The sequence below is a fragment of the Microbacterium sp. MMO-10 genome (genome assembly GCF_037148715.1).
In the GTDB taxonomy this organism is placed as follows: Bacteria; Actinomycetota; Actinomycetes; order Actinomycetales; family Microbacteriaceae; genus Microbacterium.
Map to the genome: position 1 here is coordinate 496027 of NZ_JBBCSV010000004.1, position 25614 is coordinate 521640.

General features: G+C 71.4%; 30 protein-coding genes. 16 read left to right on the forward strand and 14 right to left on the reverse strand.

All coding sequences use genetic code 11. The features are described from left to right. Positions 1 to 67 precede the first annotated feature (67 nt). Positions 68 to 646 carry a LemA family protein gene (locus WFJ17_RS14980; protein WP_251446811.1) on the forward strand — a complete coding sequence of 193 codons (579 nt, stop codon included), beginning with the start codon at positions 68 to 70 and terminating at the stop codon, positions 644 to 646. Between the two features lie 30 nt (positions 647 to 676). Here the strand turns inward: WFJ17_RS14980 and WFJ17_RS14985 are convergent, their stop codons facing one another. Beyond that, entirely contained in the window at positions 677 to 1987 is a 1311-nt protein-coding gene (locus WFJ17_RS14985) for a winged helix-turn-helix domain-containing protein (RefSeq protein ID WP_336648827.1), read from the reverse strand. A 103-nt stretch (positions 1988 to 2090) separates the two neighbouring features. On the opposite strand from WFJ17_RS14985, the gene WFJ17_RS14990 reads away from it, so the two are divergent. Together WFJ17_RS14990 and ilvA are read left to right on the forward strand one after the other, a co-directional pair. After that, positions 2091 to 3287, forward strand: a complete 1197-nt coding sequence (locus WFJ17_RS14990; RefSeq protein ID WP_336628666.1) for an AI-2E family transporter — start codon at positions 2091 to 2093, stop codon at positions 3285 to 3287. Then, on the forward strand, positions 3284 to 4537 hold the full coding sequence (gene ilvA / locus WFJ17_RS14995) for a threonine ammonia-lyase (RefSeq protein ID WP_336648828.1): 1254 nt from the start codon (positions 3284 to 3286) through the stop codon (positions 4535 to 4537). The genes WFJ17_RS14990 and ilvA overlap by 4 nt, the downstream gene beginning before the upstream one ends. 78 nt (positions 4538 to 4615) lie before the next feature. Here ilvA and greA read toward each other — a convergent pair whose 3' ends face one another. Both greA and WFJ17_RS15005 read right to left on the reverse strand, forming a co-directional pair. Further along, a complete protein-coding gene (greA, locus tag WFJ17_RS15000) occupies positions 4616 to 5104 on the reverse strand; it encodes a transcription elongation factor GreA (protein ID WP_045251388.1) in 489 nt (162 codons plus the stop codon). Positions 5105 to 5198: 94 nt separating this feature from the next. Then, entirely contained in the window at positions 5199 to 5585 is a 387-nt protein-coding gene (locus WFJ17_RS15005) for a DUF4307 domain-containing protein (RefSeq protein WP_251446819.1), read from the reverse strand. A gap of 154 nt (positions 5586 to 5739) precedes the next feature. Here WFJ17_RS15005 and WFJ17_RS15010 point away from each other — a divergent pair, with 154 nt between their 5' ends. Then, entirely contained in the window at positions 5740 to 5991 is a 252-nt protein-coding gene (locus WFJ17_RS15010; RefSeq protein WP_251446822.1) for a hypothetical protein, read from the forward strand. A 20-nt stretch (positions 5992 to 6011) separates the two neighbouring features. On the opposite strand, the gene trhA is transcribed toward WFJ17_RS15010, so the two are convergent. Continuing rightward, entirely contained in the window at positions 6012 to 6746 is a 735-nt protein-coding gene (gene trhA / locus WFJ17_RS15015) for a PAQR family membrane homeostasis protein TrhA (RefSeq protein WP_251446825.1), read from the reverse strand. Between the two features lie 104 nt (positions 6747 to 6850). Here trhA and WFJ17_RS15020 point away from each other — a divergent pair, with 104 nt between their 5' ends. The 4 genes from WFJ17_RS15020 to WFJ17_RS15035 all read left to right on the forward strand — a co-directional run bounded on the left by WFJ17_RS15020 (position 6851) and on the right by WFJ17_RS15035 (position 10935). Next, positions 6851 to 7636, forward strand: coding sequence for an isoprenyl transferase (locus WFJ17_RS15020; protein ID WP_336648829.1), 786 nt, complete (start codon positions 6851 to 6853; stop codon positions 7634 to 7636). Positions 7637 to 7664: 28 nt separating this feature from the next. Continuing rightward, positions 7665 to 8789, forward strand: a complete 1125-nt coding sequence (locus tag WFJ17_RS15025; RefSeq protein ID WP_336648830.1) for an aminotransferase class V-fold PLP-dependent enzyme — start codon at positions 7665 to 7667, stop codon at positions 8787 to 8789. Positions 8790 to 9071: 282 nt separating this feature from the next. After that, positions 9072 to 10358 carry a PhoH family protein gene (locus tag WFJ17_RS15030; protein WP_251447265.1) on the forward strand — a complete coding sequence of 429 codons (1287 nt, stop codon included), beginning with the start codon at positions 9072 to 9074 and terminating at the stop codon, positions 10356 to 10358. 157 nt (positions 10359 to 10515) lie between these two features. Next, positions 10516 to 10935, forward strand: a complete 420-nt coding sequence (locus tag WFJ17_RS15035; RefSeq protein ID WP_251446834.1) for an ASCH domain-containing protein — start codon at positions 10516 to 10518, stop codon at positions 10933 to 10935. Between the two features lie 96 nt (positions 10936 to 11031). Here the strand turns inward: WFJ17_RS15035 and WFJ17_RS15040 are convergent, their stop codons facing one another. From WFJ17_RS15040 to xseA, 5 genes are read right to left on the reverse strand one after another with little or no spacing between them, the layout of a single operon-like run. Beyond that, the gene (locus WFJ17_RS15040; protein ID WP_336648831.1) at positions 11032 to 12453 is read right to left on the reverse strand and encodes a class II fumarate hydratase; all 1422 of its coding nucleotides are present in this window, start codon (positions 12451 to 12453) and stop codon (positions 11032 to 11034) included. A gap of 41 nt (positions 12454 to 12494) precedes the next feature. Next, a complete protein-coding gene (locus WFJ17_RS15045; protein ID WP_251446837.1) occupies positions 12495 to 13145 on the reverse strand; it encodes a carbonic anhydrase in 651 nt (216 codons plus the stop codon). After that, positions 13142 to 13795 carry a DUF4245 family protein gene (locus WFJ17_RS15050; protein WP_251446839.1) on the reverse strand — a complete coding sequence of 218 codons (654 nt, stop codon included), beginning with the start codon at positions 13793 to 13795 and terminating at the stop codon, positions 13142 to 13144. The genes WFJ17_RS15045 and WFJ17_RS15050 overlap by 4 nt, the downstream gene beginning before the upstream one ends. Next, positions 13792 to 14055 carry an exodeoxyribonuclease VII small subunit gene (locus tag WFJ17_RS15055; RefSeq protein ID WP_251447269.1) on the reverse strand — a complete coding sequence of 88 codons (264 nt, stop codon included), beginning with the start codon at positions 14053 to 14055 and terminating at the stop codon, positions 13792 to 13794. Before WFJ17_RS15055 ends, WFJ17_RS15050 begins: the two co-directional genes overlap by 4 nt. 15 nt (positions 14056 to 14070) lie before the next feature. Next, complete coding sequence (gene xseA, locus WFJ17_RS15060; protein WP_336648832.1) at positions 14071 to 15384, reverse strand: exodeoxyribonuclease VII large subunit; 1314 nt, start codon at positions 15382 to 15384, stop codon at positions 14071 to 14073. Positions 15385 to 15533: 149 nt separating this feature from the next. Between xseA and WFJ17_RS15065 the strand changes: the two genes are divergently transcribed. Both WFJ17_RS15065 and WFJ17_RS15070 read left to right on the forward strand, forming a co-directional pair. Then, entirely contained in the window at positions 15534 to 16571 is a 1038-nt protein-coding gene (locus WFJ17_RS15065) for a 4-hydroxy-3-methylbut-2-enyl diphosphate reductase (RefSeq protein ID WP_374208786.1), read from the forward strand. Further along, positions 16568 to 17113, forward strand: coding sequence for a DUF6264 family protein (locus WFJ17_RS15070; protein WP_336648833.1), 546 nt, complete (start codon positions 16568 to 16570; stop codon positions 17111 to 17113). The genes WFJ17_RS15065 and WFJ17_RS15070 overlap by 4 nt, the downstream gene beginning before the upstream one ends. Positions 17114 to 17173: 60 nt before the next feature. Here the strand turns inward: WFJ17_RS15070 and WFJ17_RS15075 are convergent, their stop codons facing one another. Next, positions 17174 to 17767 carry a DUF4822 domain-containing protein gene (locus WFJ17_RS15075; RefSeq protein ID WP_336648834.1) on the reverse strand — a complete coding sequence of 198 codons (594 nt, stop codon included), beginning with the start codon at positions 17765 to 17767 and terminating at the stop codon, positions 17174 to 17176. 100 nt (positions 17768 to 17867) lie between these two features. Beyond that, the gene (locus tag WFJ17_RS15080) at positions 17868 to 18356 is read right to left on the reverse strand and encodes a hypothetical protein (protein WP_336648835.1); all 489 of its coding nucleotides are present in this window, start codon (positions 18354 to 18356) and stop codon (positions 17868 to 17870) included. A 115-nt stretch (positions 18357 to 18471) separates the two neighbouring features. On the opposite strand from WFJ17_RS15080, the gene WFJ17_RS15085 reads away from it, so the two are divergent. The 3 genes from WFJ17_RS15085 to WFJ17_RS15095 all read left to right on the forward strand — a co-directional run bounded on the left by WFJ17_RS15085 (position 18472) and on the right by WFJ17_RS15095 (position 20226). Beyond that, a complete protein-coding gene (locus WFJ17_RS15085; RefSeq protein WP_251446852.1) occupies positions 18472 to 18975 on the forward strand; it encodes a sigma-70 family RNA polymerase sigma factor in 504 nt (167 codons plus the stop codon). After that, entirely contained in the window at positions 18972 to 19646 is a 675-nt protein-coding gene (locus tag WFJ17_RS15090) for a zf-HC2 domain-containing protein (RefSeq protein ID WP_336648836.1), read from the forward strand. Before WFJ17_RS15085 ends, WFJ17_RS15090 begins: the two co-directional genes overlap by 4 nt. A gap of 70 nt (positions 19647 to 19716) precedes the next feature. Then, complete coding sequence (locus WFJ17_RS15095; RefSeq protein WP_336648837.1) at positions 19717 to 20226, forward strand: COG4315 family predicted lipoprotein; 510 nt, start codon at positions 19717 to 19719, stop codon at positions 20224 to 20226. Between the two features lie 66 nt (positions 20227 to 20292). Here the strand turns inward: WFJ17_RS15095 and fbaA are convergent, their stop codons facing one another. After that, positions 20293 to 21321, reverse strand: a complete 1029-nt coding sequence (gene fbaA / locus WFJ17_RS15100; RefSeq protein ID WP_251446858.1) for a class II fructose-bisphosphate aldolase — start codon at positions 21319 to 21321, stop codon at positions 20293 to 20295. 184 nt (positions 21322 to 21505) lie between these two features. Here fbaA and glpX point away from each other — a divergent pair, with 184 nt between their 5' ends. Together glpX and WFJ17_RS15110 are read left to right on the forward strand one after the other, a co-directional pair. After that, positions 21506 to 22498 carry a class II fructose-bisphosphatase gene (gene glpX / locus WFJ17_RS15105; protein ID WP_251446860.1) on the forward strand — a complete coding sequence of 331 codons (993 nt, stop codon included), beginning with the start codon at positions 21506 to 21508 and terminating at the stop codon, positions 22496 to 22498. A 150-nt stretch (positions 22499 to 22648) separates the two neighbouring features. Then, positions 22649 to 22861, forward strand: coding sequence for a UDP-N-acetylmuramyl pentapeptide phosphotransferase (locus WFJ17_RS15110; RefSeq protein ID WP_251446862.1), 213 nt, complete (start codon positions 22649 to 22651; stop codon positions 22859 to 22861). On the opposite strand, the gene WFJ17_RS15115 is transcribed toward WFJ17_RS15110, so the two are convergent. Further along, on the reverse strand, positions 22836 to 24128 hold the full coding sequence (locus tag WFJ17_RS15115; RefSeq protein ID WP_336648838.1) for a DNA recombination protein RmuC: 1293 nt from the start codon (positions 24126 to 24128) through the stop codon (positions 22836 to 22838). The two genes, WFJ17_RS15110 and WFJ17_RS15115, sit on opposite strands and share 26 nt — an antisense overlap. Positions 24129 to 24180: 52 nt before the next feature. Then, entirely contained in the window at positions 24181 to 24783 is a 603-nt protein-coding gene (locus WFJ17_RS15120) for a 3'-5' exonuclease (protein WP_336628654.1), read from the reverse strand. An 82-nt stretch (positions 24784 to 24865) separates the two neighbouring features. Between WFJ17_RS15120 and WFJ17_RS15125 the strand changes: the two genes are divergently transcribed. Then, positions 24866 to 25606 (forward strand): class I SAM-dependent methyltransferase, encoded by a 741-nt coding sequence (locus WFJ17_RS15125; protein ID WP_336648839.1) that lies wholly within the window; start codon positions 24866 to 24868, stop codon positions 25604 to 25606. Positions 25607 to 25614 lie beyond the last annotated feature (8 nt).

A 25614-nucleotide genomic window follows, 5' to 3' on the forward strand; every position in this document is an offset into this window, starting at 1 on the left:
CCCGGCAAACACGAAGGGTGCCGGGATAGGATGGGCGAAATCGCGTCTGCAAGGGGGGTCGTCGTCCGTGGATGTTCTCGTTCCAGTGCTCGTCGTCGTCGGAGTGATCGTCGTTCTGATCGTCGCCGTCGGCATCTATCTGTGGGCCACGTACAACTCGCTCGTGCAGTTGGGGGTCCGCGTCGACGAGGCGTGGAGCGACATCACGGTGCAGCTCAAGCGCCGAGCGGATCTGATCCCGAACCTCATCGACACCGTCAAGGGGTACGCCGCGCACGAGAAGGCCGTCTTCGAGAACGTCACGCGCGCTCGGGCCGAGACGCTCTCGGCCTCCACGCCGGGTGAGGCCGGGGCGGCGGAGGGCCACCTGCAGCAGGCGCTGAAGAGCCTGTTCGCGGTCGCCGAGGCCTACCCGCAGCTGCAGGCGAGCCAGAACTTCCTGCAGCTGCAGTCCGCCCTCGTCGACACCGAGGACAAGATCCAGGCCTCCCGCCGGTTCTACAACGGCGGCGTCCGGGAGCTGAACACCAAGATCAAGGTGTTCCCGAACAACCTGTTCGCCCGCAACCTGGGCTTCACCGAGCGGGAGTTCTTCGAGGTGGCCGACGGCACGGCGATCGCCGAGCCGCCCCGCGTCCAGTTCTGACGGGACGTCGTTCGACGTCCGCGGAGGCGTTCACGCCCCCAGGGGCACCTGATCCGCGCGCCCCGCGTCATGCCGCTGCACGCGCTCCGGATGCGCGTCGAGCGCTCCGGCGAGGGAGCTTGACGCGTCGCCCCAGCCGGACACGGAGACGTGCTCCAGCCCCTGCCATCGTGCCGCCGCGCGGAGCTCGGCCGCGATGGGCTCCGCGTCCTCGGCGGGCCGCGCCGACGGCTCCCACCATGCCGACTGCACGCGCAGCGTCCCGGTCGACCGGTCGGCCTTGAGATCCACGCGCGCCGCGATGCGGTCGCCGACAAGCACGGGGAGCGAGTAGTAGCCGTAGCGCCGCTTCGCCGCCGGTGTGTAGATCTCGATCCGGTAGTCCAGACCGAACGTCCGCAGGGCGCGATCGCGGAACCAGACCACGGGGTCGAACGGGGTGAGGACGGCCGTCGTGTCGATGCGCCGGGGGAGGGACGCCTCGGCGTGGCGCCAGGCCCGCACGGGGCGTCCGTCGCGCTCCCAGCCGCGCACGCGCACCGGCACCAGCTCGCCCTGCTCCACCAGGTCGGCGATCGACGCCAGCACCAGAGCCCGGTCCTTGATGCGGTAGTAGTCCGCGATGTCGGCGGCGGTCGCCACCCCGGACGATCTCGCCGCCCGCCGGACGAGCTCGCCGACGGCCGTCGCGCGGTCCGCGTCCCGGCCGAGCAGCTCGGCGGGCACGACGTCCTCCGCCAGCGCATACCGGCGCTCGAAGCCGTCCCGCCCGGCGATCGCCACGTCCCCGATCCGCCAGAGGTACTCGAGCGCGTGCTTGACCTCGTCCCACTCCCACCAGCCGCCGCGCCCGCCGGGCGCGTCGCCGCGGATCTCGGCGGGGCGGGACGGGCCGCGGTCCCGCAGCTCGGCGCGCACCCAGTCCAGCGTGCGCGCCGAGGAGCTCTGCCCCCAGAACGCGCCGCGCTTGGCCCGGAACGCATCCCGGCGGAAGCCCCAGAGGGGCCAGTCCTCGACGGGCAGGAACGTGGCCTCGTGCGCCAGATACTCCGTGTAGCGCCCCGCCCGCCCGATGCCGGGCCGAGCCAGGAACGCGCGCTCCAGCACCGCGGGGTCGTATGCGCCCAGCCGTGAGAACAGCGGAAGGTAGTGCGACCGGGCGAACACGTTCACCGAGTCGATCTGCAGCACGCCCATGCGCTGCATCGCCGTGTGCAGGTGCCGCACTCCCGGCGAGGCGGGGCGACGGCGCGAGAAGCCCTGCGCCGCGAGCGCGATCCTCCGGGCCTCGGCCGCGCTCAGGGTGTCGACGGGGGAGGGGACGGCAGCGGATCCTGTCACGTCCGCCAGCGTAGCGACCGCCGCCGACACCGCCCGGAGGTCCCCGTACCCCCGGGGCCGACACGGCGCGGGGAGCGGTCCGACACGCCCGTAGACTGGGTCGATGAGCGAGGAAAGCACACCCCGGCTGCGCGATCTGCTCCGACAGCGCTCGGTCACCGGCCGTATCGACGTGCGCGACGACGTGCAGCGCACGCTGCCGTCGGGACTGCGCATCGCCACGGCATACTCCTGGCGGCTGCTCGTCATCGCGGCGGCTCTCGGCGTGATCATCTGGCTGGTCATGCTGTTCAAGATCCTGGTGATCCCGCTCATGGTCGCGATCCTGCTCACGGCCCTGCTCTGGCCCGTGTTCAGCACCATGCTGCGGGCGCGCTGGCCGCGCTGGCTCGCGATCGTGGTGGCCCTCATCGGAACCCTGGCGATCGTGGTCGGCCTGCTGTGGCTCGCGATCTGGCAGATCACCCAGCAGTGGGACGGGGTGCAGGCACGGTCCGTCGCCGCCTGGGGCCAGTTCCAGCAGTTCCTCCTCGACGGCCCGCTGCACCTGACCGCGAAGCAGATCCAGGATCTGCTCGACCAGGCTGTGACCTTCCTCAGCGAGCAGGGGGAGCTGCTCAAGAGCGGGGCGATCGCGGTCGGCACCACGTTCGGGCACGTCGCGACCGGGGCCGTGCTCACCCTGTTCATCCTGCTCTGCCTGCTCGCCGACGGCGGCGGCATCTGGAACTGGACCCTCAAGCTCTTCCCGAAGGCCTCGCGCCCCGCGGTCGACGCCGCCGCGCGCAACGGCTGGGCCACCGTGATCAACTACGCGCGCACGCAGATGCTGGTCGCCTTCATCGACGCGCTCGGCATCGGCCTCGGTGCGTTCCTGCTGGGGGTGCCGCTGGCCGTCCCCGTCGCCGTGCTGGTGTTCCTCGGATCGTTCATCCCCATCGTCGGCGCGGTCGTCACCGGAACCCTGGCGGTCTTCCTCGCCCTCGTCTACAACGGGCCGTGGATCGCCCTGTGGATGCTCGTCGTCGTGCTCGCGGTGCAGCAGATCGAGGGGCACATCCTGCAGCCGATCCTGATGGGATCCGCGGTCAAGGTGCACCCGCTCGCGGTGGTGCTCGTCGTGGCCGGTGGCGCCCTGATCGCCGGCATCCCCGGCGCCCTGTTCGCGGTGCCGCTCGCGGCGTTCGTGAACGTGGCGGCCGTGACCATCAACTCCGGTGCGTGGCGCACCGGCGCCGATCCCGACGGCGACTACATCTGGCAGACCGTGCCGCGGGCGCGGAGAAGGAGCAAGCGATGACGAACGACGCGACCCCCACGCTCGCCGAGATCCCGATCCTGGCGGAGATCCAGCAGGCGGCGGACGGCCTGGACGGCGTCATCGTGCGCACCCCGACGCTGCCCTCGGTCGCGCTCACCAAGGTGCTGGGCGCGCCCGTGCTGCTGAAGATGGAGAACCTGCAGCGCACCGGGTCGTTCAAGATCCGCGGCGCCGTGCACCGCCTCTCCCGGCTCACGCCCGAGGAGCGCAGCCGCGGAGTCGTCGCCGCGTCGGCCGGCAACCACGCCCAGGGCGTGGCGCTCGCCGCCCAGGCGCTCGGCATCCCCGCGACGATCTTCATGCCCATGGGCGTGCCGGTGCCGAAGCTGCTCGCGACCCGCGGGTACGGCGCCGAGGTCGTGCTCGAGGGGGAGACCGTGGCGACCTCGCTGCGCCTGGCGGCCGAGTTCGCCGAGCGCACCGGCGCGGTGCTGATCCCGCCGTTCGACCACCGCGACATCGTCACCGGGCAGGCCACCCTCGGCCTGGAGCTCATGGAGGACGTGCCGGACGTCGACACGATCCTCGTCGGCATCGGCGGCGGCGGTCTCATCGCCGGCGTCGCGGCGGCCGTGAAGGCCCGCGCGGCCGAGCAGGGGCGCACGGTGCGGATCGTCGGCGTGCAGGCGGAGAACGCCGCGGCCATGGGGCCGTCCCTCGAGGCGGGGCATCCGGTCGAGATCGTCACGCAGCCCACGATCGCCGACGGCATCCTCGTGGCGCGCCCCGGCGACGTGCCGTTCGAGATGATCCGGGAGCTGGTCGACGAGGTCGTGACGGTGAGCGACGACGACATCGCCCGAGCGCTGCTGCTCCTGCTCGAGCAGGCCAAGGTCGTGGTGGAGCCCGCCGGAGCGGTGGGCGTGGCCGCGATCGTCGCGGGCAAGGTGGCCGGCACCGGCACGACTCTCGCGGTGCTCTCCGGCGGCAACATCGACCCGCTGCTCCTGCAGCGCGTGGTCTCGCACGGTCTGGCGGCGTCGGGGCGCTACATGACCGTGCGGATCCCGCTGCCGGACCGCCCCGGCCAGCTGGCCCAGGTCTCCGAGCTCATCGCGCACGCCGGCGCGAACGTCATCGAGGCGATGCACACACGCCACGGGCACGGCCTGCAGATCAACGACGTCATCCTCGAGCTCAGCGTGGAGACCCGCGGTCCGGAGCACTCCGAGCTCACCCTGGACACTCTGCGCGCGGCCGGCTTCGAGCCGATCGTGGTGCAGGACTGACGGCCCCGCGGAGACCAGAGCAGACGACGAACCCGCCGGCCCTCGATGGCGCGGCGGGTTCGTCGTCTGCGGATGCGGTCAGCCCGCGAAGGTCTCGACCTTCAGGATCTCGACCTGGATCGAGCGGCCGTTGGGCGCCTCGTAGGACGTCTTGTCGCCGACCTTGAGGCCCTGGATCGCGGATCCGAGCGGGCTCGCCTCGCTGTAGACGTCGAGGTCGGTGCCGCCCGCGATCTCGCGGCTGCCGAGGAGGAAGACCTCCTCGCCGCCGGCGACCGTGGCCGTGACGACGGTCCCCGGCTCGACGATGCCACGGCTGGCCGGGGCCTCGCTGACCTTGGCCGTCTTCAGCAGGGTCTCGAGGGTGCGGATGCGCGCCTCGATCTTGCCCTGCTCGTCCTTGGCGGCGTGGTAGCCGCCGTTCTCCTTGAGATCGCCCTCCTCGCGCGCGACCTCGATGCGCTTGGCGATCTCCTCGCGGCCGACCGTGGAGAGGTTCTCCAGCTCCGCGACAAGACGGTCGTAGGCCTCCTGCGTGAGGAAGGGGACCTGTGCGTCGTTCGACACGGTGAACTCCTTGCGAATCGGATCCGGATGCAGAGCGCCCCGGATATGCCAAGACGCCCCGGCACCTGCCGGGGCGTCGATCAACACGATGAGCCTAGGACACCCAGCAGGAGTTCACCAAACCCGTCGTCGCCGCCGAGACGATCGGCACGTGCTCGGTGAAGGCACGGGAGTGCTTCTCGGATCCGGGGTAGGTGACGAGGCGCCAGCCCACGATCCCGAACTCCTCGTCCTGCGCCTCCACGATGCAGTGCACGGGCCGGTTCGGGGGCGCGGTGATCTGGAAGGACACCGTGACGCTGTGATCGTCGACGAGGTGGAAGCCCGTTCCCGTCACGTCGACGGTGTCGGCCGATCCCTGCCAGGTCCACCAGCCGAACACGCCGACGACGACCGCGGCGACGGCGATGGCGAGGATCATCGGAAGGCGCCGACGGGGTCCGCGACCGTAGCGCTCGTCGAGCTGGGCGGGGGTCGTCACGGCGGGGTGCATCCGATCGTTAGGCTTGAGGTTCCAGGTTATCCCGCGCAGGGCCTCCGCCCGAACGCGGCCGACCACCTCGAGAGCCCCGTACCCGAAGGGCTCGAGTCCGCAGGCCGATCGGCCCGGAGGGGTGAAGACGAAAGGCGTTCTGATGATCGAGGCGATCCTCGCTGCGGCGGCCACCCCCACCCCCACCCCCACGGTCGACCCGAACCTGGTCACCCCGGGGCCGGTGGGCTTCGTGATCGTCGCGGTGGTCGTCGTGTTCGCCGCCCTCCTCATCTGGGACATGCAGCGCCGCATCCGGCGCGTGCGCTACCGCGAAGAGGTCCGTGCCGAGCTCGACGCCGAGGAGGCGGCGACGAACGGCGACGGCGCGGGAGAGGCCGACCCGAAGGCCTGACCTCGGCGAGGCGATCGGACTCAGCCGGGAATCCCCAGCGAGGGCTGCAGCGGCGCCAGCGAGATGAGCAGGCACGCGGTCCAGTGGCAGAGGAAGGCGAGCACCGTGCACACGTGGAAGATCTCGTGGAAGCCGAACCGCCCGGGCCACGGGTTGGGCTTCTTCAGCGCGTAGACGATCGCGCCGCCGGTGTAGAGCAGTCCGCCGACGCAGACCAGGACCATCATCGCGACGTTCGCCTGCACCAGGTCCACCATGTACATCACGGCGGCCCAGCCGAGCAGGAGGTACAGCGCGACGTAGAGCCAGCGCGGCGCGTTGATCCAGAACACCCGGAACAGGATCCCGAGCAGCGCTCCGGACCAGACCACGATCAGGAGCAGCGCGCCCTTGCCGGGCGGCAGCGCGAGGACCGCGAGCGGGGTGTACGTGCCGGCGATGAGCAGGAGGATGTTGGCGTGGTCGATCCGCTTGAGGATCGACTTGGTCCGCGGCTTCCAGTTGAAGCGGTGGTAGAGCGCGGAGTTGCCGAACAGCAGCATCGAGGTGGCGGTGAACACGACCGCGGCCCATTTGGCGGGCGCGCCCTGCGCCAGGACGATGAGCACGATGCCCGCGGCGACCGCGACGGGGAAGGTGCCCGCGTGGATCCAGCCGCGCCAGGTCGGCTTGAGCTCGACCTGCGCATCGACGGTGGCCGCCTCCATGAGAGGCAGCTCGGGCACTTCGGCAGCGGTTCGGGTCGCTCTGCGCATGCTTGCATGCTAGGCCGCCGCGCATGCCGCGAGCCGTACATATCCCGAGCGCGACATGGGCACCCGCACATCGCGGGGCGCCGTGCGCGCGGTAGCGTATTCACGTGAGCGCACGGTCCGATCAGCCAGGGAGCGGCCCCCTCTATCGGCTGTACACCCGACGGCTGCGGCGGAGGCTCGACCCGTCGACCGTGCCGCACCACATCGCCATGATGATCGACGGCAACCGCCGCTGGGCGCGACAGCTCGGCTACGCGACTCCGGCGCACGGGCATCGGGCCGGGGCCGCGAAGATGCACGAGTTCCTCGGGTGGTGCGACGAGCTCGGGATCGGCGTGGTGTCGCTGTATCTGCTCTCCGCGGACAACCTGCGCAAGCGCGACTCCGCCGAGCTCGCCGACCTCATCGAGATCATCGGAGAGCTCGCCGACGCCCTCTCGCACGAGGGCAACTGGCGGGTCAAGCATGTGGGCCGCGCCGAGATCCTCCCGCCCGAACTGGCGCGGGTGCTGGCCGACGCCGAGGAGCGCACCCGCACGCACACGGGCCTGCACGTCAACCTCGCGGTCGGCTACGGCGGGCGCAACGAGATCGTCGACGCCGTGCGATCGATCCTCGCCCAGCACGACGCCTCGGGCGGCACGATGGAGGATCTCGCCGCGCATCTCACGCCCGAGATGATCGGCGAGCACCTGTACACCGGGGGCCAGCCGGATCCGGATCTCGTGATCCGCACGAGCGGTGAGCAGCGGCTCAGCGACTTCCTGCTCTGGCAGAGCGCGCACAGCGAGTTCTACTTCGTGGAGGCGCTGGGGCCGGATCTCCTTCAGGTCGACTTCCTGCGCGCGATCCGGGACTACGCCGACCGCGACCGGCGCTTCGGGCGCTGACGTCGATCGGCCGTGTCAGACTGGCCGGATGCGCGCCATCGACCAGTACACGGACACCTTCGGCGAGCAGCCCGGATACCTGGACTGGGCCGCGTTCGGGCCGATGTCCCCCGGGGCGGCGACCGCGCTGCGCGACACCGCCGCGCTGCTCGCGACCGGGCGGAGAGCCGATGTCGATGCGGCGTCGGCGGCCGGCGTCGCCGCGCGCACCGGAGTCGCCGACCTGCTCGGCGCCGCGTCAGACGAGGTCACGCTGCATCCCTCGTCGACCCATGCGCTGCAGCAGGCGTTCGCCGGGCTGGACGGCGCCGTCATCGCCTCCGCCGCGGAGTTCCCGAGCGTGACGATCACCCTCGACCGCGCCGCGGCGGCCGCCCAGGGGCGCCTTCTGCCGCGCTGGATCTCGCCGGCCCGGACCCGCGTGACCCCCGACGCCGTCGCCGAGGCGCTCGATCCGGCGGTGTCCGCCCTCGTCGTGAGCCACGTGGACTTCCGCTCCGGCTATCGCGCCGACCTCGCCGCGCTGCGCAAGGTGCTCGGTCCCGATCGGCTGCTGATCGTCGATGCCGTGCAGTCGTTCGGCGTGGTGGACGAGGACTGGTCCGTGGCCGATGTCGTCGTCGGGCACGGGTACAAGTGGCTGAGAGCGGGGCGCGGCACCGGTTTCGCACGGTTCGGCGACGCCGCGCGGGAGCGGATCCGCCCGGTGCTGAGCGGCCGGATCGCGACCGCGGCGGACGGCCTGCCCACCGATGCGCTCCCCGCACCCGTCGCCTCCGCGCAGGCCTTCGCCGTGAGCGCGCCGGATCCCCTGGCGGCCGCCCGGCTCGCCGCGGCCGCGACAGAGATCCGCGGCGCCGGCGTCGCCGCTGTCGCCGCGGCGCTTGCGGACCGCGTCGACGCCGTGATCGCCATCGCCGACCGGCACCGGATCCCGGTGGGCTCGCCGCGCGGCGAGGCCGAACGCGCGGGGATCGTGGTGCTCGAGGTCGCCCGGCCGGAGGAGCTCGGCGCAGCGTTGGCCGCCGCGGGCGTGGATGTGACCCAGCGCGCCGGGACGGTGCGCGTCTCTCCGCACGCGGGCACGTCGGAGGACACCCTCGCGATGCTCGACGCGGCGCTGGCCGGCGCTCAGGAGTTCATCGGCTCTTAACCTTCAACCACGCGTGTCGCGGATGCGCCGGGGTGCGGGGAAGTCGTACGGTCATGGCATCGGACACGGCGTCCGATCGAGTCGGCCTCAAGGATCGCGACTCGTGGCCCTGGCCGACTCGCCTAGTTCCGGGAATCCCCGGGTCGGGAGAGGGTCGTGGCCGCACGTACCGCACTGAACAGCAGCACTCGCACCAGCGCCGTGAACGCCGCCGGCGAAGCGGCAGGACCTGCCGTCGACGAGACGGCGGGATCTCGAGGAGGGGCAGCGCCCGATCAGGATCTGAAGACGTACGTGCTCGACACGTCCGTGCTGCTGTCGGATCCGCAGGCGTTCTTCCGCTTCGCCGAGCACTCCATCGTCCTGCCGGTCGTCGTGATCGGCGAGCTGGAGGGCAAGCGCCACGATCCCGAGCTCGGATACTTCGCCCGGCGGGCCCTCCGCCATCTCGACGAGCTGCGCGTCGAGCACGGCCGGCTCGACTTCCCGGTGCCCATCGGCGACGGCGGCACCCTGCGCGTCGAGCTCAACAACACCGACCTCTCGGTGTTGCCGAGCGGCATCCGCCTCGGAGACAACGACAGCCGGATCCTCGCCGTCGCGATGCACCTCGCCGACGACGGGCAGGACGTCACCGTCGTCTCGAAGGACCTGCCGATGCGCGTCAAGGCGGCGTCGCTGGGCATCAACGCCGAGGAGTACCTGGCCGAGCAGGCCGTGGACTCGGGCTGGACCGGGATCAGCTCGATCTCGCTCTCCGGCGATGAGATGAGCGACCTGTACGAGAGCGAGGTCGGCACGAGCGAGGAGGCGCTCGGTCTCCCCGTGAACACCGGGCTCATCATCCACTCCGAGCGGGGCTCCGCCCTCGGTCGCGTCACGGGGGACGGCGAGTACGCGCTCGTCCGCGGCGACCGCGAGGTGTTCGGCTTGCACGGGCGCTCGGCCGAGCAGCGCATCGCGATCGACCTGCTCCTCGACCCCGAGGTCGGGATCGTCTCGCTCGGCGGACGCGCGGGCACCGGCAAGTCGGCCCTCGCCCTGTGCGCCGGGCTCGAGGCGGTGCTGGAGCGGCAGCAGCAGAAGAAGATCATCGTCTTCCGCCCGCTGTTCGCCGTGGGCGGTCAGGAGCTCGGCTACCTGCCCGGCGACAAGGACGAGAAGATGAGCCCGTGGGGGCAGGCGGTGTTCGACACGCTCGGATCCGTCGTCTCCGGAAACGTCGTGGAGGAGATCGTGGCGCGCGGGATGCTCGAGGTGCTCCCGCTCACGCACATCCGCGGACGTTCGCTGCACGACGCGTTCGTGATCGTCGACGAGGCGCAGTCGCTCGAGCGCAACGTGCTGCTCACCGTGCTGAGCCGGATGGGCCAGAACTCGCGCGTCGTGCTCACCCACGACGTCGGGCAGCGCGACAACCTGCGCGTCGGACGGCACGACGGCATCGCGAGCGTGATCGAGTCCCTCAAGGGGCACGACCTCTTCGGGCACGTCACGCTGCAGCGCTCCGAGCGGTCGGCGATCGCAGCCCTCGTCACCGAGCTCCTGGAGGTCGGCGAGCTCAGCTGAGAACGGGGCGGGCCGGGTTCGGGAGCCGAACTCAGGCCAGAGCTCATCGGATGGCGTGAATCAGGTCGGATCCGGGCTTCCGGCCCGGATCCGACCTGATTCAGGCACGGGGTGACGCCGTCATCCTCCCTTGCGCGGGCGGACCTAGGCTGGAGCCGTGACCTCGATCGATGACCTCCCCGTCTCCGAGTACGCCTTCCCCGGACCTCTGCGCGACAGGCTGATCGCGGCGATCCTGGGCGGGGAGAAGACCGCGACGACGAGCCTCGTGGCCGATTACGAGCTCGAGGGCGAGGCACTGCCGTCCGTCGGCGATCGTGCGGCGATCGTGGACTCAGCCGGTGAACGGATCGCGGTCGAGGAGATCACCGACGTGCGGGTCGCCTGCGTCGGCGACGTGGATCTCGCTCATGCGGTCGCCGAGGGCGAGGGCTTCGAGACGGTCGCCGCGTGGCGCGCCGGTCACGAGCGCTTCTGGCACGGCGCCGAGTACCGCTCGGCCATCGGCGATCCGTCCTTCACGGTCGACGACGGCACCCCCGCCGTGCTCGTCCGCTTCCGCGTCCTGCCGGCCTGACGCGCTTCGCGGCGACCCGAGGCCCGCACAGCCCGCCGGAGACGACGGATGCCGCGGCCCCGAGGGGACCGCGGCATCCGCGTGAGGGATCCGGGATCAGCCGGCGTGCGTCATCGAGAGCAGGTCGAGCTTGGCGTCGAGCTCCTCGAGGGTGATCTCCCCGCGCTCCACGTAGCCGAGGTCGATCACGGCGTCGCGGACGGTGATGCCCTGGGCGACGGCGTGCTTCGCGATCTTCGCCGCGGCCTCGTAGCCGATGACCTTGTTCAGCGGCGTGACGATCGACGGGCTCATGCCCGCGAACGCGGCGGCGCGCTCGACGTTGGCCTGCAGGCCGTCGACGGTCTTGTCGGCGAGCACGCGCACGGCGTTCGAGAGCAGGCGGATCGACTCGAGCAGCGCGGTGCCCATGACGGGGATCGCGACGTTGAGCTCGAACGAGCCGGAGGCGCCGGCCCATGCGACGGTCGCGTCGTTGCCGATCACGCGCGCGCACACCATCAGGGTCGCCTCGGGGATGACCGGGTTGACCTTGCCCGGCATGATCGAGGAGCCCGGCTGCAGGTCGGGGATGTGCAGTTCGCCGAGGCCGGTGTTGGGGCCCGAGCCCATCCAGCGCAGGTCGTTGTTGATCTTGGTCAGCGAGACCGCGATCGTGCGCAGTGCACCCGACGCCTCGACGAGGCCGTCGCGGTTCGCCTGGGCCTCGAAGTGGTCCTTGGCCTCGGTGATCGGCAGCTCGGTCTCGGCGGCGAGCAGGGCGATGACCTTCTGCGGGAAGCCGAGCGGGGTGTTGATGCCGGTGCCGACCGCGGTGCCGCCGAGCGGGACCTCGGCGACTCGGGGGAGGGCCGCCTGCACGCGCTCGATGCCGAGGCGGATCTGGCGGGCGTAGCCGCCGAACTCCTGGCCGAGGGTGACCGGGGTGGCGTCCATGAGGTGGGTGCGGCCGGACTTGACCGCGTCCTTCCACAACTCCGCCTTCGCCTCGAGGGCCACCGCGAGGTGGTCGAGCGAGGGGATGAGGGTGTCGATGAGCGCCTGGGTGACGGCGATGTGCACCGAGGTCGGGAACACGTCGTTCGAGGACTGCGAGGCGTTCACGTGGTCGTTCGGGTGCACCGTCGCGCCCAGGATCCGGGTCGCGAGGGTCGCGAGCACCTCGTTCATGTTCATGTTCGAGGAGGTGCCGGATCCGGTCTGGTACGTGTCGACGGGGAACTCGCCGTCGTGCCTGCCCGCGGCGACCTCGTCCGCGGCCTGGGCGATCGCATCGGCGATGGCGCCGTCCAGGGTGCCGAGCTCCTTGTTCGCGAGCGCCGCGGCCTTCTTGATCCGGGCGAGCGCCGCGATCTGCGTCGACTCCAGCCCCTTGCCCGAGATCGGGAAGTTCTCGACGGCGCGCTGCGTCTGGGCTCCGTAGAGCGCGTTCACGGGCACGCGCACCTCGCCCATGGTGTCGTGCTCGATGCGGTACTGCAGCGCGTTCTCGCCGCTCCGCTGGTGTGTGTCGGTCACTGCTGTTCCTCCAGTTGTGACGGGGTGATGTGGGGGGATGTTCAGGGGAGGTCGCCGAGACCCGCGGTGACGACGGGCACGGCCGTGCCCTCGTTCAGCCGGTAGTTCGCGCCGACGATGCCGAGACGGCCCTCCGTCACGGCCTGGGCGATGAGCTCGGAGGACTGCAGCAGATCGTGCACGGTGTTGCGCAGGTGCTCCTGGCCGACGAGTTCGGGATCGATGTCGGCCACGGTGGATCCGCCCTGCTCGGAGAGCACCTTGCGGGCTGCGGGGACGATCGGCGCCACGAGCTTCCAGATGTGCGGCGGCAGCGGGGCCGCGTCGATGGCGGTGCCGTCGATCGCCGCGCGCACGGCGCCGCAGCTGTCGTGCGCGAGGACGACGATGAGCGGCACACCGAGGACGGCGACCGCGTACTCGAGGCTCGCGACGATCGACTCGCCGATCACCTGACCGGCGTTGCGCACGACGAAGAGGTCGCCGAGGCCCTTGTCGAAGATGATCTCCGCCGCCAGGCGCGAATCGGAGCAGCCGAACAGCGTTGCCATCGGCGCCTGCCCGTCCACGAGTTCGTGACGCTTGCCGACGTCCTGGTTCGGGTGCTGGGGCGTGCCGGCGACGAACCGCCGGTTCCCCTCGCTCATGAGCCGCCAGGCCTCGTCGGGGGTCAGAGTGCTGTTACCGGTCATCGTCCGCTTCCGAGTTCGTCGATCTGGGGGCTGATCTTCGCCACGAGTTCCGCCGTGCCGGCCTTGCCGAGCGCGCCGTAGACCAGGACGTAGTCCTTGCCGACCTGCGTTCCGAGGGCGTAGTTGATGTTCGCCGACTCGTCGGGGCGCGAGATCACGTACTCGTCCCAGGCGCGTCCGCCGATGGTCACGGTGTTCTTCGAAGCCGTGCCGCGCAGCGGCGTGAGCGCCCAGTCGGCGTCGGCGTCGAAGGCCTGCGCGATGTGCGCGTAGCCGCGGGCGTCATCGGCCTGCGGGGCGATGGTGATGTCCCACACGATCGGCTTGCCGTCGACCAGGACGGCCTTGTTCACACGCCAGTTGTTGGGCGGCGTCGGAAGCAGCACGGGGCGGTTCAGACTGCTCTGCGCGTTCCTGGCCGCGGCGGGGAGGTCGACGGCGTTGGTGCCGGTGAAGTCGCCGCGCGGCACGATCAGCACGATGAGCAGCACGACGCCCACGGTGGCGATGAGGGCGGCGATGAGGCCGCGGAAGGTCTGGCTGCCCCGGTAGGCGGCCGACGACGCCGCCTTGCGGTCGGCCGTCTCCTGCGCGGTCTCCGGGCGCCCCAGCTCGGCGACGACGGGCGGCTGTTTCGGTGCGCGGCTCATCGTCCGGCCTCCTCGGACTCGGCGTGCGAGCGCGCGGAGTCGAGGCGGCGCTTCGCACCCAGCAGCCACTCCTCGCAGCGTGCAGCGAGCGCTTCGCCGCGCTCCCACAGCGTGAGCGACTGCTCGAGCGTGGGCGCGCCCTGCTCGAGCTCGGCGACGACGCGGACCAGCTCGTCCCTGGCCTGCTCGAAGCTGAGAGAAGCCGGATCGGCGACGGTCGGCGCAGAGGTCCCTGCGGAGGCGGACGGCTCGTTCGACACAGTCACGCCTCCATCCTACCGGCGTGCGTCGGCGCCACCGGCCGCGTCGGCACCGCCGTCCGCGGCCTCGGCGATCTCGCCCTCCGACACGGCGCGCAGCGAGCCGCGGTCGACCGTGAGGGTGAGCACGGTGCCGGAGGGGGCGTCCGCGGCGTCGCGCACGATGCGCCCGTCGTCCCGGTGCGCGATGGCGTACCCGCGGGCGAGGGTCGCCGCGGGCGAGAGCGCGCGCAAGGAGGCGCGCAGCTCTGCGGTACGGCGGGCCGCCGCGTCGACGGTGCGGCCGAGCGCGTCGCGCGACCGTGCGGACAGCAGCCACACCTCCTGTGCGCGGCGCTCGATGAGCGGATCCGGATCCCGCAGCGCCGGACGGGAGCGCAGCTGCTCGAGCTGGGCGATGTCGTGCGCGATGCGCTGGGAGACGCGGGTGGCGGCCCTCGCGCGCAGCTGGGCGACGAGCGCGCGCTGCTCGCCGACGTCGGGCACGACGCGCTTGGCGGCGTCGGTCGGCGTCGAGGCGCGGAGGTCGGCGACGTCGTCGAGCAGCGGGTGGTCGTTCTCGTGTCCGATCGCGCTGACCACGGGGGTCGTCGCGGCGGCGACCGCCCGCACGAGGCGCTCGTCGCTGAAGCCGAGAAGGGTCTGCGGGTCCCCGCCGCCGCGGGCGATCACGATCACGTCGACCTCCGGATCCGCATCGAGCCGCTTCAGTGCGGCGAGCGTCTCCGGCACGCAGCGGTCGCCCTGCACCGCGGCGTGCACGGTGCGGAAGCGCACCTGAGGCCAGCGCAGCTCGGCGTTGCGGTGCACGTCCTTCTCCGCGTCGGAGTTCTCGCCCGTGATCAGCCCGATCATGTGCGGCAGGAACGGCAGCGGCTTCTTGCGGGAGGCGTCGAACAGTCCTTCCTGGCGCAGCTGGGTGCGCAGCCGCTCCAGGCGTTCGAGCTGATCGCCGAGCCCGACGTGCTTCATGGCGGAGACGGCGAAGCTGAAGTCGCCGGCCTTGACGAAGTAGTCCGCCTTGACCGCGGCGACCACGTGGTCGCCGATCGCGAGATCGGCCGGAATCCGCGCGCGCACGCTCGACCAGATCCGGATCGAGATCTGCGCATCGGAGCGGGTGTCCTTGAGGCGGGCGAAGACGTTGCCGGCACGCAGGTTCCAGCTCGTGATCTCGCCCTCGACCCAGACAGTGCCCCACTGGGCCACGAAGTCGCGGATCGTGGCGTTGAGGCGGGCGATGGAGGTCGGCGCGTCCGCGGTCGAGTCGCGGGGGGAGACGGCGTCGGCCGGCGGGGTCTCGCCGGGGGCGGCTTCGAAGACGGTCATCGCATCCTGTCGATCGGGGCGGGTTCAGGATAACGCGGGCTCCCGACGCGGCCCGGCCCGGTACGCAGGGCGGCCCGTCCCGGCCTCCTGCCAGGAGGCGCCGATAGAATCGCGGGGTGAGTTCTCCCGTCGCGCTGCCCGTGCCGCAGATTCCCCGCCGTCGTCCCGAGGGCGCGCGCGAGCCGCTCCAGAACCGCCCGGTCGAGGGCGTCAAGCGCGTGCTGCTCGCCGCGCCCCGCGGCTACTGCGCGGGGGTCGACCGCGCCGTCGTCGCGGTCGAGAAGGCGCTGCAGCGCTACGGTGCGCCCGTGTACGTGCGCAAGCAGATCGTGCACAACATCCACGTCGTGACCGAGCTCGAGGAGCAGGGGGCGATCTTCGTCGACGAGGTGGACGAGATCCCCGAGGGATCCCACGTGGTCTTCAGCGCCCACGGCGTCTCGCCGATGGTGGTCTCCGCCGCGGAGGACCGCCACCTGCACGCGATCGACGCGACCTGCCCTCTGGTGACCAAGGTGCACCGCGAGGCGGTGCGCTTCGCCCGCGACGACTACGAGATCCTGCTCATCGGCCACGACGGCCACGAGGAGGTCGAGGGAACCGCGGGGGAGGCGCCCGACCACGTCACGGTCGTGAACTCGCCGGCCGAGGCCGACACGGTCGAGGTGCGCGACCCCAGCAAGGTGGTGTGGCTGTCGCAGACCACCCTCTCCGTCGACGAGACGATGGAGACCGTCAACCGGCTGCGCACCCGGTTCCCCGAGCTGCAGGATCCGCCCTCCGACGACATCTGCTACGCGACGCAGAACCGGCAGGTCGCGATCAAGAAGGTCGCCAAGGACGCGGATCTCGTGATCGTGGTCGGATCCGCGAACTCGTCCAACAGCGTGCGCCTGGTCGAGGTCGCGCGCGAATACGGCGCCCGGGCCGCCTACCGCGTCGACTACGCCGACGAGGTGCGTCAGGAGTGGCTGGACGGCGTCGCCACCGTCGGGGTGACGAGCGGCGCCTCCGTGCCCGAGGTGCTCGTGCAGGAGGTGCTCGCGGCCCTCGCCGAGGCGGGTTACGGAGACGTCGAGGAGGTGCGCACGGCCGAGGAGGACCTCATGTTCTCCCTCCCCAAGGAGCTGCGCCAGGACATCACGGGCCAGCGCGACGAGCGGGCGCTCGGAGGACGCAGCCGATGACCGGCTCCGGGCCCGCGGAGCAGCCGCGACGGCCGGCTTTCGGCGAGTACGCGACTCCGGAGGAGCAGAGCAGGCGAGCGGGAAGGCCGATGCCGCCGCCCGTCGTGCCCGTTCCGCCGACCGTGCTTCCGGTGGTCCCACCGGCGCAGGACACGGCGGAGCGCCCGGCTCACCCCGTCGACAGGATGGCGTCGATCGCGCTGCTCGCCTACGGGGTCTGGAACGTCATCACGACGGTCATCGCCTACCTCGACCCGTCCTCGCTCATGACCTCGATGATGCGGATGATGGGGATCACCGGCACCTTCTCGAACTACGGACCGGCGCGGACCGCGGGGATCGTCGCGGGTATCGTCCTCATCGTCGGCTGGATCGTGACCGCCGCATGGTCCGTGGCCCGGCTGCGGCGCGGCAAGCTCACGTGGTGGCTCCCGGTGTCCGGCGGCATCGTGTTCGGCATGCTGGCGTCGGTCTGCATCGCGGTGCCCTTCATGACGGATCCGAGCGTCGTCTCGTTCCTGAACGGGCAGCTCCAGAAGTAGCGTCCGCGGACGCCGAAGGTCCGGCCCCCTCGGGGAGCCGGACCAACGACGAGCGGCCCGTCAGTGCGCGTTGCCGTTGTTGAAGTGGTGGTCGCCCTTGTGGTGACCGTTGCCGTGCGCCCCGGGGCCGCGACCTCCGGTGCCGGGCTCGACGTGGTTGGTCTTGGTGTGCACGATGTCGTAGTAGACGCTCGTGTCGGCCGCGTTCGGGAACACCCGGTAGGTGAAGACGTTCTTGTTCAGCTCCACGATCGGGACGACGCGCTCGAACAGCACGGCGCCGTTCGCGTCCTTCGCGGCGATCCACCGCGTGGCGCCGTCAGCGGGCACGTTCCAGTCGCCGTGCATCTTCGGGCTGTCGTCGAGGTTGTACATCGTGAACGTGCCGTCGGCCTTGAAGTACGCCCAGCCCACGAAGTTCTTCACGGCCGGGTCGTCGAGAGCGACGCGGCGGCCCTGGGCGTCGAGCGCGCTCGTGGTCTTCCACGGGGTCGAGGCCAGCGTCTCGAACGGCGTCAGCGCCCGGTGGCCGGAGGCGAACGATGCGGGCGCGGCAGCCGGCGCGGCTGCGGCGGCGACCGTCGGGACGATGGCGACGGCCGCGAGGGCGATCGTCGAGGCGGCGATGAGCTTGCGGGGGAAGGTGATGTTCATGTCTTCCACGCTAGGAATCGGGCCCCGATCGTCGCATCAGCCGATCGGCTACTTCCGGTGCCACCGGGCGGATGATCCCGGAATCGGGCTGCCGGTGCCGTCAGGCGATCCCGCCCCAGACGGCACGTGCGCCGGCCTCGCCCGCCAGGACGGCGGTGACGATCGTCCCGATCGCGCACACCGCCGCGATGATGGTGATCGTCGCGGAGATCGCGGACGCGATGCGGATCCGCCGGATCCGGGCCGTCATCCGCTCCCGCAGGTGAACGGCGACGGCCGCGATCAGGAGGGCGATGCTCCAGGGGATCAGCAGGAGCCCGAGCGCCTCGTGCTGCCGGATCGCGGGCGTGGATCCGACCTTCGCTGCCAGATCGAGGCCGGCGAGAACGGTCACCGTCACCAGGACCGCGACGAGTGCCGCGGCGATCGGCATCGCCAGGCCCAGACGGCGTCGGGCAGCGGGCCAGATCGCCGTGAGAGCCACGGCGAGCGCCGTCACGGGAGCGAGGATCACCGTGGCGTGCACCAGCAGCGGGTGCAGCGGGAGGCCGAGAAGCGTGAAGGGGCCGGAGGCGAGCAAGGCGGTCATACTGGGAGAACGGCGCGCGGGTGCACCGGGTTCACCGGATCCTATCGGCGCGGATCCGATCCGTCGGGGATGAACCTTTCGTTCGCGGATCTCGTTTCCCCGGTAGGAGGCGACGATGGAGGATGAGGACGAGCGGCTGACCGCGCTCTACGACGTGCACGCCGGGCCGATCCGTCGCTACGTCGTGCACCTGACGGGCAGCAGCTCCTCCGCGGACGACGTCGTGCAGGAGACGCTGCTGCGGGCCTGGCGCACCCCGCGGATCCTGGAGCAGGAGGTCGCGACGACCCGGTCCTGGATGTTCACCGTCGCGCGGCATCTCGTCATCGACGAGGCCCGCAGCGCGCGCCGGCGCCATGAGCATCCCGTCGCCGAGGTGCCGGAGCAGGGCACCGACGACACGACGGATCGCCTGTTCGACGCGATCCTCATCGAGGACGCGCTCGCCGACCTCAGCGCCGAGCATCGCGCCGTGATCGTGGCCGGATACTACGGCGGTCGCAGCGTCGACGAGATCGCACAGGAGCTCGCGATCCCCGCCGGAACGGTGAAGTCGCGCATGCACTATGGACTGCGGGCCCTGCGGCTCGCGCTGCAGGAGAGAGGGGTGATCCGGTGAGCATCGATCCGGACCCGTTCGCCACGTGGGATGCCGCCTATGCGATGGGTGCGCTGTCCGCGCCGGACCGCGCGCGCTACGAGGCGCATCTGGCGGACTGCCCGGACTGCCGTGCCGCCGTGGCCGCGCTCGTGCCGGCGGTGAGCCTGCTGTCGCGCGTGCGCGCCGAGGACGCGGAGCGCATCGGCACGGGCGAACCCGATCCGGTCGCTCCGAAGCTGCTCTCGATCGCGCGTGCACGCCGCCGGCGTCGCCGCCGTGCGCTCTGGACCGGCATCGGCATCGCGGCCGCGCTCGCGATCGCCGTACCCGTCACCGTCGTCGCGATCGCGCCGCGCCCGGCGGTGTCCGTGGCGCTGGAGGCGGACAGATCCGTTCCGGTGAGAGCCACGGTCTCGCTGACGCCCGTCGCCTGGGGCACGAGGATCGACATGGCGTGCCTGTACGACGCCGGGGCGCCCGATGCCGGGTGGACCTACGTCCTCACCGTCGTGGGCAAGGACGGCACAGCGACCGACCTGTCGACCTGGAAGGTCCAGCCGGGGCGGACGGCGACGCTCTCCGCGGGCACCGCGGCGGCGCTCGACGACATCCGGACGGTCGAGATCCGCACGGCGGCCGGAGACGTCGTGCTGAGCCGGGACATCCGCGGCGGATCCGCGTCGGGGTGAACCGCCACGCGCTCGCCCTCGTTCTTGCCCTGGAGCGCACCGCACGGAGCGCGGTCGAAAGGATGAGGACATGCGCAGAACCTGGGCGATCGGAGCCCTTGCACTGGGATTACTGCTGGCCGGATGCAGCTCGCCGGCGACGACCGGATCCTCGGCGCCTCCGGCATCGAGCGACGGGTACGGGGGCGGCGGCGGCTACGGCTCCGGGACGAGCAGTACCGCGGCGAGCACGAGCCTGAAGGTCGCGAAGACGTCTCTCGGCGAGGTCGTGGTGACCTCGGCCGGCATGACCGCCTACATGTTCGACAAGGACACCCAGGGCACGCAGGCGAGCGCGTGCACGGGAGCCTGCGTCGGATTGTGGCCGCCCATCCTCGCCACCGGTGGCACGCCCCAGGGAGACGGCATCACCGGCACGCTCGGCACGATCCCGACGCCTGACGGCAAGAAGCAGGTCACGCTCGACGGCTGGCCCCTCTACACCTACTCCGGTGACGCGGCGGCCGGTGACGTGAAGGGCCAGGGCGTGCAGGGCATCTGGTGGGTCGTGGATGCGACGGGCGCGAAGATCGGCGGCTGACCCGCAGACGACGGAAGCGCCGCCGGGACGGATCCGGGCGGCGCTTCCGATGCGGCTGAGGTGCGGTCAGCTCTTCGACTGGCCGTACGAGCCCAGCTGACGGGTCGACTCGATGACGCGCTGGGCCATCGCGGTCTCGGCGACCTTGCCCCAGGCGCGCGGGTCGTAGACCTTCTTGTTGCCGACCTCGCCGTCGACCTTCAGGACGCCGTCGTAGTTGCTGAACATGTAGCCCGCGATCGAGCGGGTGAACGCGTACTGCGTGTCGGTGTCGATGTTCATCTTCACGACGCCGTTCGCGACCGCGAGGGCGATCTCCGCGTCGGTGGAACCGGATCCGCCGTGGAAGACGAGGTCGAGCGGCTTCGCGCCCGTGCCGTACTTCGCGGCGACCTGCGCCTGGATCTCGCCGAGCAGCTCGGGGCGCAGCTTCACGCCGCCGGGCTTGTACACGCCGTGCACGTTGCCGAAGGTGAGCGCGGCGATGTAGCGGCCCTGCTCGCCGAGGCCCAGCGCCTGGACGGCCTGGTCGACGTCGGCGAAGGTGGTGTAGAGCGCCTCGTTCGAGCCCTCGTGCGCGACGCCGTCCTCCTCGCCGCCGACGACGCCGATCTCGACCTCGAGGATCGCGTTGATCGCCTTCATGCGGGGGAGGAGATCCTTGGCGATCTCGATGTTCTCCGCGAGCGGCACGGCCGAGCCGTCCCACATGTGCGACTGGAAGATGGGGTTGCGTCCGGCCCGCACCTCTTCCTCGCTTGCCGCGATGAGGGGCTCGACGAAGCCGGCGAGGGCGTCCTTCGGGCAGTGGTCGGTGTGCAGCGCGACGGTGACGGGGTAGGACTTCGCGACCTCGGTGGCGAACTTGGCGAAGGCCAGCGCGCCCGTGGCGCGGGCCTTGACGGTCTGACCGGCGAAGTAGTCGGCGCCGCCCGTGGTGACCTGGATGATGCCGTCGGAGCCGGCCTCGGTGAGACCCTGCAGCACGGCGTGGATGGTCTGCGAGCTGGAGACGTTGAACGCCGGGTAGGCGAAGCCGCCCGCCTTCGCGCGGTCGAGCATCTCGGCGTACTGATCCGGGGTGGCAACGGGCATGGCTTCTCCTGTGCTGGATGACGGGGGTCGGTGCCACTCTAGCGCCGTAGGATCCGCGTTTCAGAGCGCGTGACCGACGGCCTGGGGAGCCGGATCTTCCGCCTGGTAAAGAAGGGAAGATCTTTCGCTTTCCCGGAGCGGAAAACTGCTGATCCGTACGCTTCGCGGCCCTACGCTGGGGGCCATGGTGCGCCTCACAGCCGATCTCAGCCCCCTCAGCCCCGACCGCAACCTCGCACTGGAACTCGTCCGTGCCACGGAGGCGGCGGCGATCCGTGCCGTCCCCTTCATCGGCCGCGGTGCGAAGGAGGAGGCCGACGGCGCCGCCGTCGACGCCATGCGGGCTTTCCTCGGGACGGTCGACTTCGACGGTCGCGTCGTGATCGGCGAGGGCGAGAAGGACAACGCCCCGATGCTCTTCAACGGCGAGCATGTCGGCAGCGGCGTCGAGTGGGCGCAGCAGTACGACATCGCCGTCGATCCGATCGACGGCACCACCCTCACCGCCGAGGGGCGCCAGAACGCCGTGTCCGTCATCGCGGTGTCCGACCGCGGCACGATGCTCGACGCCTCGAGCGTCTTCTACATGGACAAGCTCGTCACCGGCCCCGCGGGCGTCGGAGTGGTCGACATCCGCCTCCCCGTCGCGGAGAACATCCAGCGTCTCGCCGGCGCCCTGGGCAAGCCGGTCGAGGAGCTCGTCGTCTCGGTGCTGAACCGTCCTCGTCACGAGAAGCTCATCCGGGAGATCCGCGAGGCCGGTGCCGGCACGCGTCTGATGAGCGACGGCGACGTCGCGGGCGGCATCAACGCCGCCCGTCACGGCGCGCGCACCGACATGTGCATCGGCATCGGCGGCAGCCCGGAGGGCATCGTCACCGCCTGCGCGATCAAGGCTCTCGGCGGTCACATCCAGGGCCGGCTGTGGCCCCGCGACGATGATGAGCGCCAGCGCGGCATCGATGCCGGCCTCGACATGGACAAGGTCTACGAGGCCGACGACCTGGTGAGCGGAAACAACACGATCTTCGTCGCCACGGGTGTGACGGACGGGCAGCTCGTCGCCGGCGTGCGCCGCGAGGGCGACTACCTCTACACCGAGAGCGTCGTGCTGCGCAGCGCCTCGGGCACCCTGCGGCGCATCGCCTCGGAGCACCTCGTCTCCAAGTGGCTCTGAGCCTCATCCCGCGGCGGCGGGCCGGGTCGCGATAACGACCTGGCCTCAGTCCGGCCGATTCCCTCGGCACCTGGCACAATGGGGGAGGCGCCATCGGCGTGCACGGCGCATTCGGCGCGACGCGGAATGCGGAGCAGGAAGGTGATGAGGATGGCTACGGAGAACATCTATCGCCATGAGACGGTCACCGACACCGGCACGGTGAAGGTCGTCGAGATGGAGGCCGCGCGCCGCCCCGACGTGCTCTTCCGCGTCCGTCGCGAAGAGGGCCACGAGATCAGCGCCTGGTGGATGATCGGCGCGTTCGTGCTCTTCTCCGCGACCGTCGTCTTCCTGCTCAGCGGGGTTCCGGGGAGCGCCTGACCTCCTCCCGGGCTTCGTCCTGCCCGGCCAGCCGCGCACGCAGCTCGCCGAGGTCCGCCTGCATCGCGTCCGCGGTGGCAGACGACGCGGGATCCTCCACCGTCGGGGGTGAGGTCAGCTCCTCCGCGGTGAACCGCCGGGTCGCGCCGGTGACCGGCAAGGGTGCGGCCAGCGCGTCGGCATCGACACCGGGGAACCGCCGGGCGGTCACGAGGACCCGCCCTTCCAGCGACCCTGCGAAGCGGTTGTAGCTCTCTACCGTGCGCTCCAGCGCCCGGCGCAGGTCGTCCGCATGCCCGGCGAGCACGCCGAGCCGGTCGTACAGCTGGGTGCCGAGCTCGAGCAGCACGGCGGCCTCGGCCGACAGCTCCTGCTGCTTCCACGTGTAGGCGACGGTCTTCAGCACGGCCCAGAGATTCACCGGGGTCGCCAGGGCCACGCGCTTGCCGAAGGCGTAGTCGAGCAGGGCCGGATCCTCGTCGAGGGCGGCGGACAGCAGCGACTCGCTGGGCAGGAAGCAGATGACGAACTCGGGGCTCACCTCGAGTCCCGACCAGTACGCCTTCTTGGCGAGTGCGTCCACGTGCGCGCGCACCGCCTTGACATGCTGCTGCATCAGGATCCGGCGCTGCGGATCCTCGGAGCCGAGCGCGCCGGCTGCGAGGAACGCGTCGAGCGGAGCCTTCGCATCGACGGCGATCGAGGCGCCGCCGGCGAGGCGGATCACCATGTCGGGGCGCCCCTGGCCGGCATCGGAGCGGATGGTCGTCTGCAGGTCGAAGTCGACGTGCCGGGTGAGGCCGGCGGCCTCCACGACGCGGCGCAGCTGGGTCTCGCCCCAGACCCCGCGTGCCGAGGTGGAGCGCAGTGCACCGGCCAGGGACTCGGTCGTCGACCGCAGCGCCTCGCCGCTCTCCTCGGTGCGGCGCAGCTGCTCGCTGAGCTGACCGAACTGGGCGTGGCGCTCGCGCTCCAGCACGGTCACCGTCTGCTGCATGCGGTGCAGGCTCTCGCGCACCGGGGCGAGGGCGGTGAGCACCGCGCTCTCCTGCCGGGCGCGCTCGGCCGCGTCGTGCTGCTGAAGGCGAGCGTGCTCGACGGCGTCGCGGTAGAGGTCGTGCTGCCGGTCGCGGTCTTCGCGGACCACCGAGAGCTCGGCATCGGCGCGGGCGAGGTCGGCGGCGCCGCGGCTGCGGCCGAGGAACCAGCCGACGGCCAGGCCGGCGACAGCGGTGAGAGCGGCGATGAGCAGTGCGAGCGCGTCCATGCGTCCATGATGGGCGGGGCCACCGACATCGCCGGGGACGCGCGGTCGCGTGTCAGGCCGCGGCGCGCACCTTCGCCGGGGTAGCCGGGGCGAGAGGGTCTCCGAGGCGGACGCCGATCGTCTCGGCCAGCTGCTGCACGGTGGCGGATCCGGTGCGCTGTGCCGCATCGATCACGATCTGCGCGCACGCGCGGGCGTCGGCGAGCGCGTCGTGATGCGGGAAGGTGCCGAACCCGGCGGCCTCGGCCGCGACCGGGAGCTTGTAGGAGTCGAGGTCGTAGACCTTGCGGGCCACGGCGAGGCTGCACAGCGAACGGTAGGGCGGGCAGTCGTCGCCGGTCGCCTCGCACGCACGTCGGATGACGTTGAGGTCGAACCCGGCGTTGTGCGCGACCAGCACGTCCGCGCCGGCGAACGCGCAGAGCCGATCGAGCTGCTCGCTCCATCCCGGGGCGCCCTGCACCTCGTGCGCGCGGATGCCGTGGATCCGGACGTTCCACTCCTGGAACTCGTCATGCCCGGCGGGCGGGCGGATCAGCCAGCCGGTCTGCGCGACGACGATGCCGTCCCGCACTCGGACCAGACCGACCGAGCATGCCGAGGCCGGGGAGGAGTTCGCCGTCTCGAAGTCGATCGCGGTGAAGTCCAGGGCCACGGATCCACCTTCCGTCGACCATGTGCGCCGGCGGAGCAGGCGCGCCGCGGAGGGCGTGATCGGCGGGCGTAGTCTCGGGAGCATGGTCGAACGTGCGACGAGTTTCGGATCCGAGACGGGCAGCTATGAGAAGGGACGGCCGGAGTACCGGTCGGACGCGGTCGCCTGGCTGCTGGAGCCGCTGGCGGACGGCGACAGGGCGGTGGTCGACATCGGCGCGGGGACCGGCAAGCTCACCCGCGCCGTGCGGGGCCTCGGGGGCACGGGCGTGACGGCCGTGGATCCGGATCCGCAGATGCTCGAGGCCCTGCGCGAGAAGACCCCCGGCGTCGAGGCTGTCACCGGCACGGCGGAAGCGCTGCCGCTGCCGGACGCGAGTGCCGACGCCGCGACCCTCGGGCAGGCCTGGCACTGGGTGGACCCTGTCGCCGCCTCCGCGGAGATCGGCCGCGTCGTGCGCCCCGGTGGCGTGCTCGGGCTCATCTGGAACGTGCGGGACGGCCGCACCGAGTGGGTGCGCCGGTTGACCGCGATCATGGGCGGCAGCGCGGCGGAGCAGATGATCGGCGAGAACACCGTGCGGGTCGCGGCGCCCTTCGGAGCGCTGGAGGAGCGGCGCTGGGAGTGGTCGCGCGAGATGACGCGCGCCGAGCTGCATGCGATGGCGAGCTCCCGCAGTGTCATCATCACGTCGTCGCCGGAGGAGAAGGCGCGGATCGCGCAGGCGATGGACGAGCTCTTCGACGAGCTCGGCCTCGTCGAAGGCGGAACGCTGTCGATGCCGTACGTGACCGCGGCCTACCGCGCGATCCGCGGATCGTGAGCGGGCGC

Excerpts from the sequence above, each read along its gene's own strand:
- WFJ17_RS15095 (WP_336648837.1), top strand. The coding sequence starts at position 19,717 with ATGCGCAGAACCTGGGCGATCGGAGCCCTTGCACTGGGATTACTGCTG.
- glpX (WP_251446860.1), top strand. The coding sequence starts at position 21,506 with ATGGTGCGCCTCACAGCCGATCTCAGCCCCCTCAGCCCCGACCGCAAC.
- WFJ17_RS15080 (WP_336648835.1), bottom strand. The coding sequence starts at position 18,356 with ATGACCGCCTTGCTCGCCTCCGGCCCCTTCACGCTTCTCGGCCTCCCG.
- WFJ17_RS15070 (WP_336648833.1), top strand. The coding sequence starts at position 16,568 with ATGACCGGCTCCGGGCCCGCGGAGCAGCCGCGACGGCCGGCTTTCGGC.
- ilvA (WP_336648828.1), top strand. The coding sequence starts at position 3,284 with ATGACGAACGACGCGACCCCCACGCTCGCCGAGATCCCGATCCTGGCG.
- WFJ17_RS15110 (WP_251446862.1), top strand. The coding sequence starts at position 22,649 with ATGGCTACGGAGAACATCTATCGCCATGAGACGGTCACCGACACCGGC.
- WFJ17_RS15025 (WP_336648830.1), top strand. The coding sequence starts at position 7,665 with ATGCGCGCCATCGACCAGTACACGGACACCTTCGGCGAGCAGCCCGGA.
- WFJ17_RS15010 (WP_251446822.1), top strand. The coding sequence starts at position 5,740 with ATGATCGAGGCGATCCTCGCTGCGGCGGCCACCCCCACCCCCACCCCC.
- WFJ17_RS15045 (WP_251446837.1), bottom strand. The coding sequence starts at position 13,145 with ATGACCGGTAACAGCACTCTGACCCCCGACGAGGCCTGGCGGCTCATG.
- trhA (WP_251446825.1), bottom strand. The coding sequence starts at position 6,746 with ATGCGCAGAGCGACCCGAACCGCTGCCGAAGTGCCCGAGCTGCCTCTC.
- WFJ17_RS15085 (WP_251446852.1), top strand. The coding sequence starts at position 18,472 with ATGGAGGATGAGGACGAGCGGCTGACCGCGCTCTACGACGTGCACGCC.
- fbaA (WP_251446858.1), bottom strand. The coding sequence starts at position 21,321 with ATGCCCGTTGCCACCCCGGATCAGTACGCCGAGATGCTCGACCGCGCG.
- WFJ17_RS15075 (WP_336648834.1), bottom strand. The coding sequence starts at position 17,767 with ATGAACATCACCTTCCCCCGCAAGCTCATCGCCGCCTCGACGATCGCC.
- WFJ17_RS15125 (WP_336648839.1), top strand. The coding sequence starts at position 24,866 with ATGGTCGAACGTGCGACGAGTTTCGGATCCGAGACGGGCAGCTATGAG.
- xseA (WP_336648832.1), bottom strand. The coding sequence starts at position 15,384 with ATGACCGTCTTCGAAGCCGCCCCCGGCGAGACCCCGCCGGCCGACGCC.
- WFJ17_RS15050 (WP_251446839.1), bottom strand. The coding sequence starts at position 13,795 with ATGAGCCGCGCACCGAAACAGCCGCCCGTCGTCGCCGAGCTGGGGCGC.
- WFJ17_RS15115 (WP_336648838.1), bottom strand. The coding sequence starts at position 24,128 with ATGGACGCGCTCGCACTGCTCATCGCCGCTCTCACCGCTGTCGCCGGC.
- WFJ17_RS14990 (WP_336628666.1), top strand. The coding sequence starts at position 2,091 with ATGAGCGAGGAAAGCACACCCCGGCTGCGCGATCTGCTCCGACAGCGC.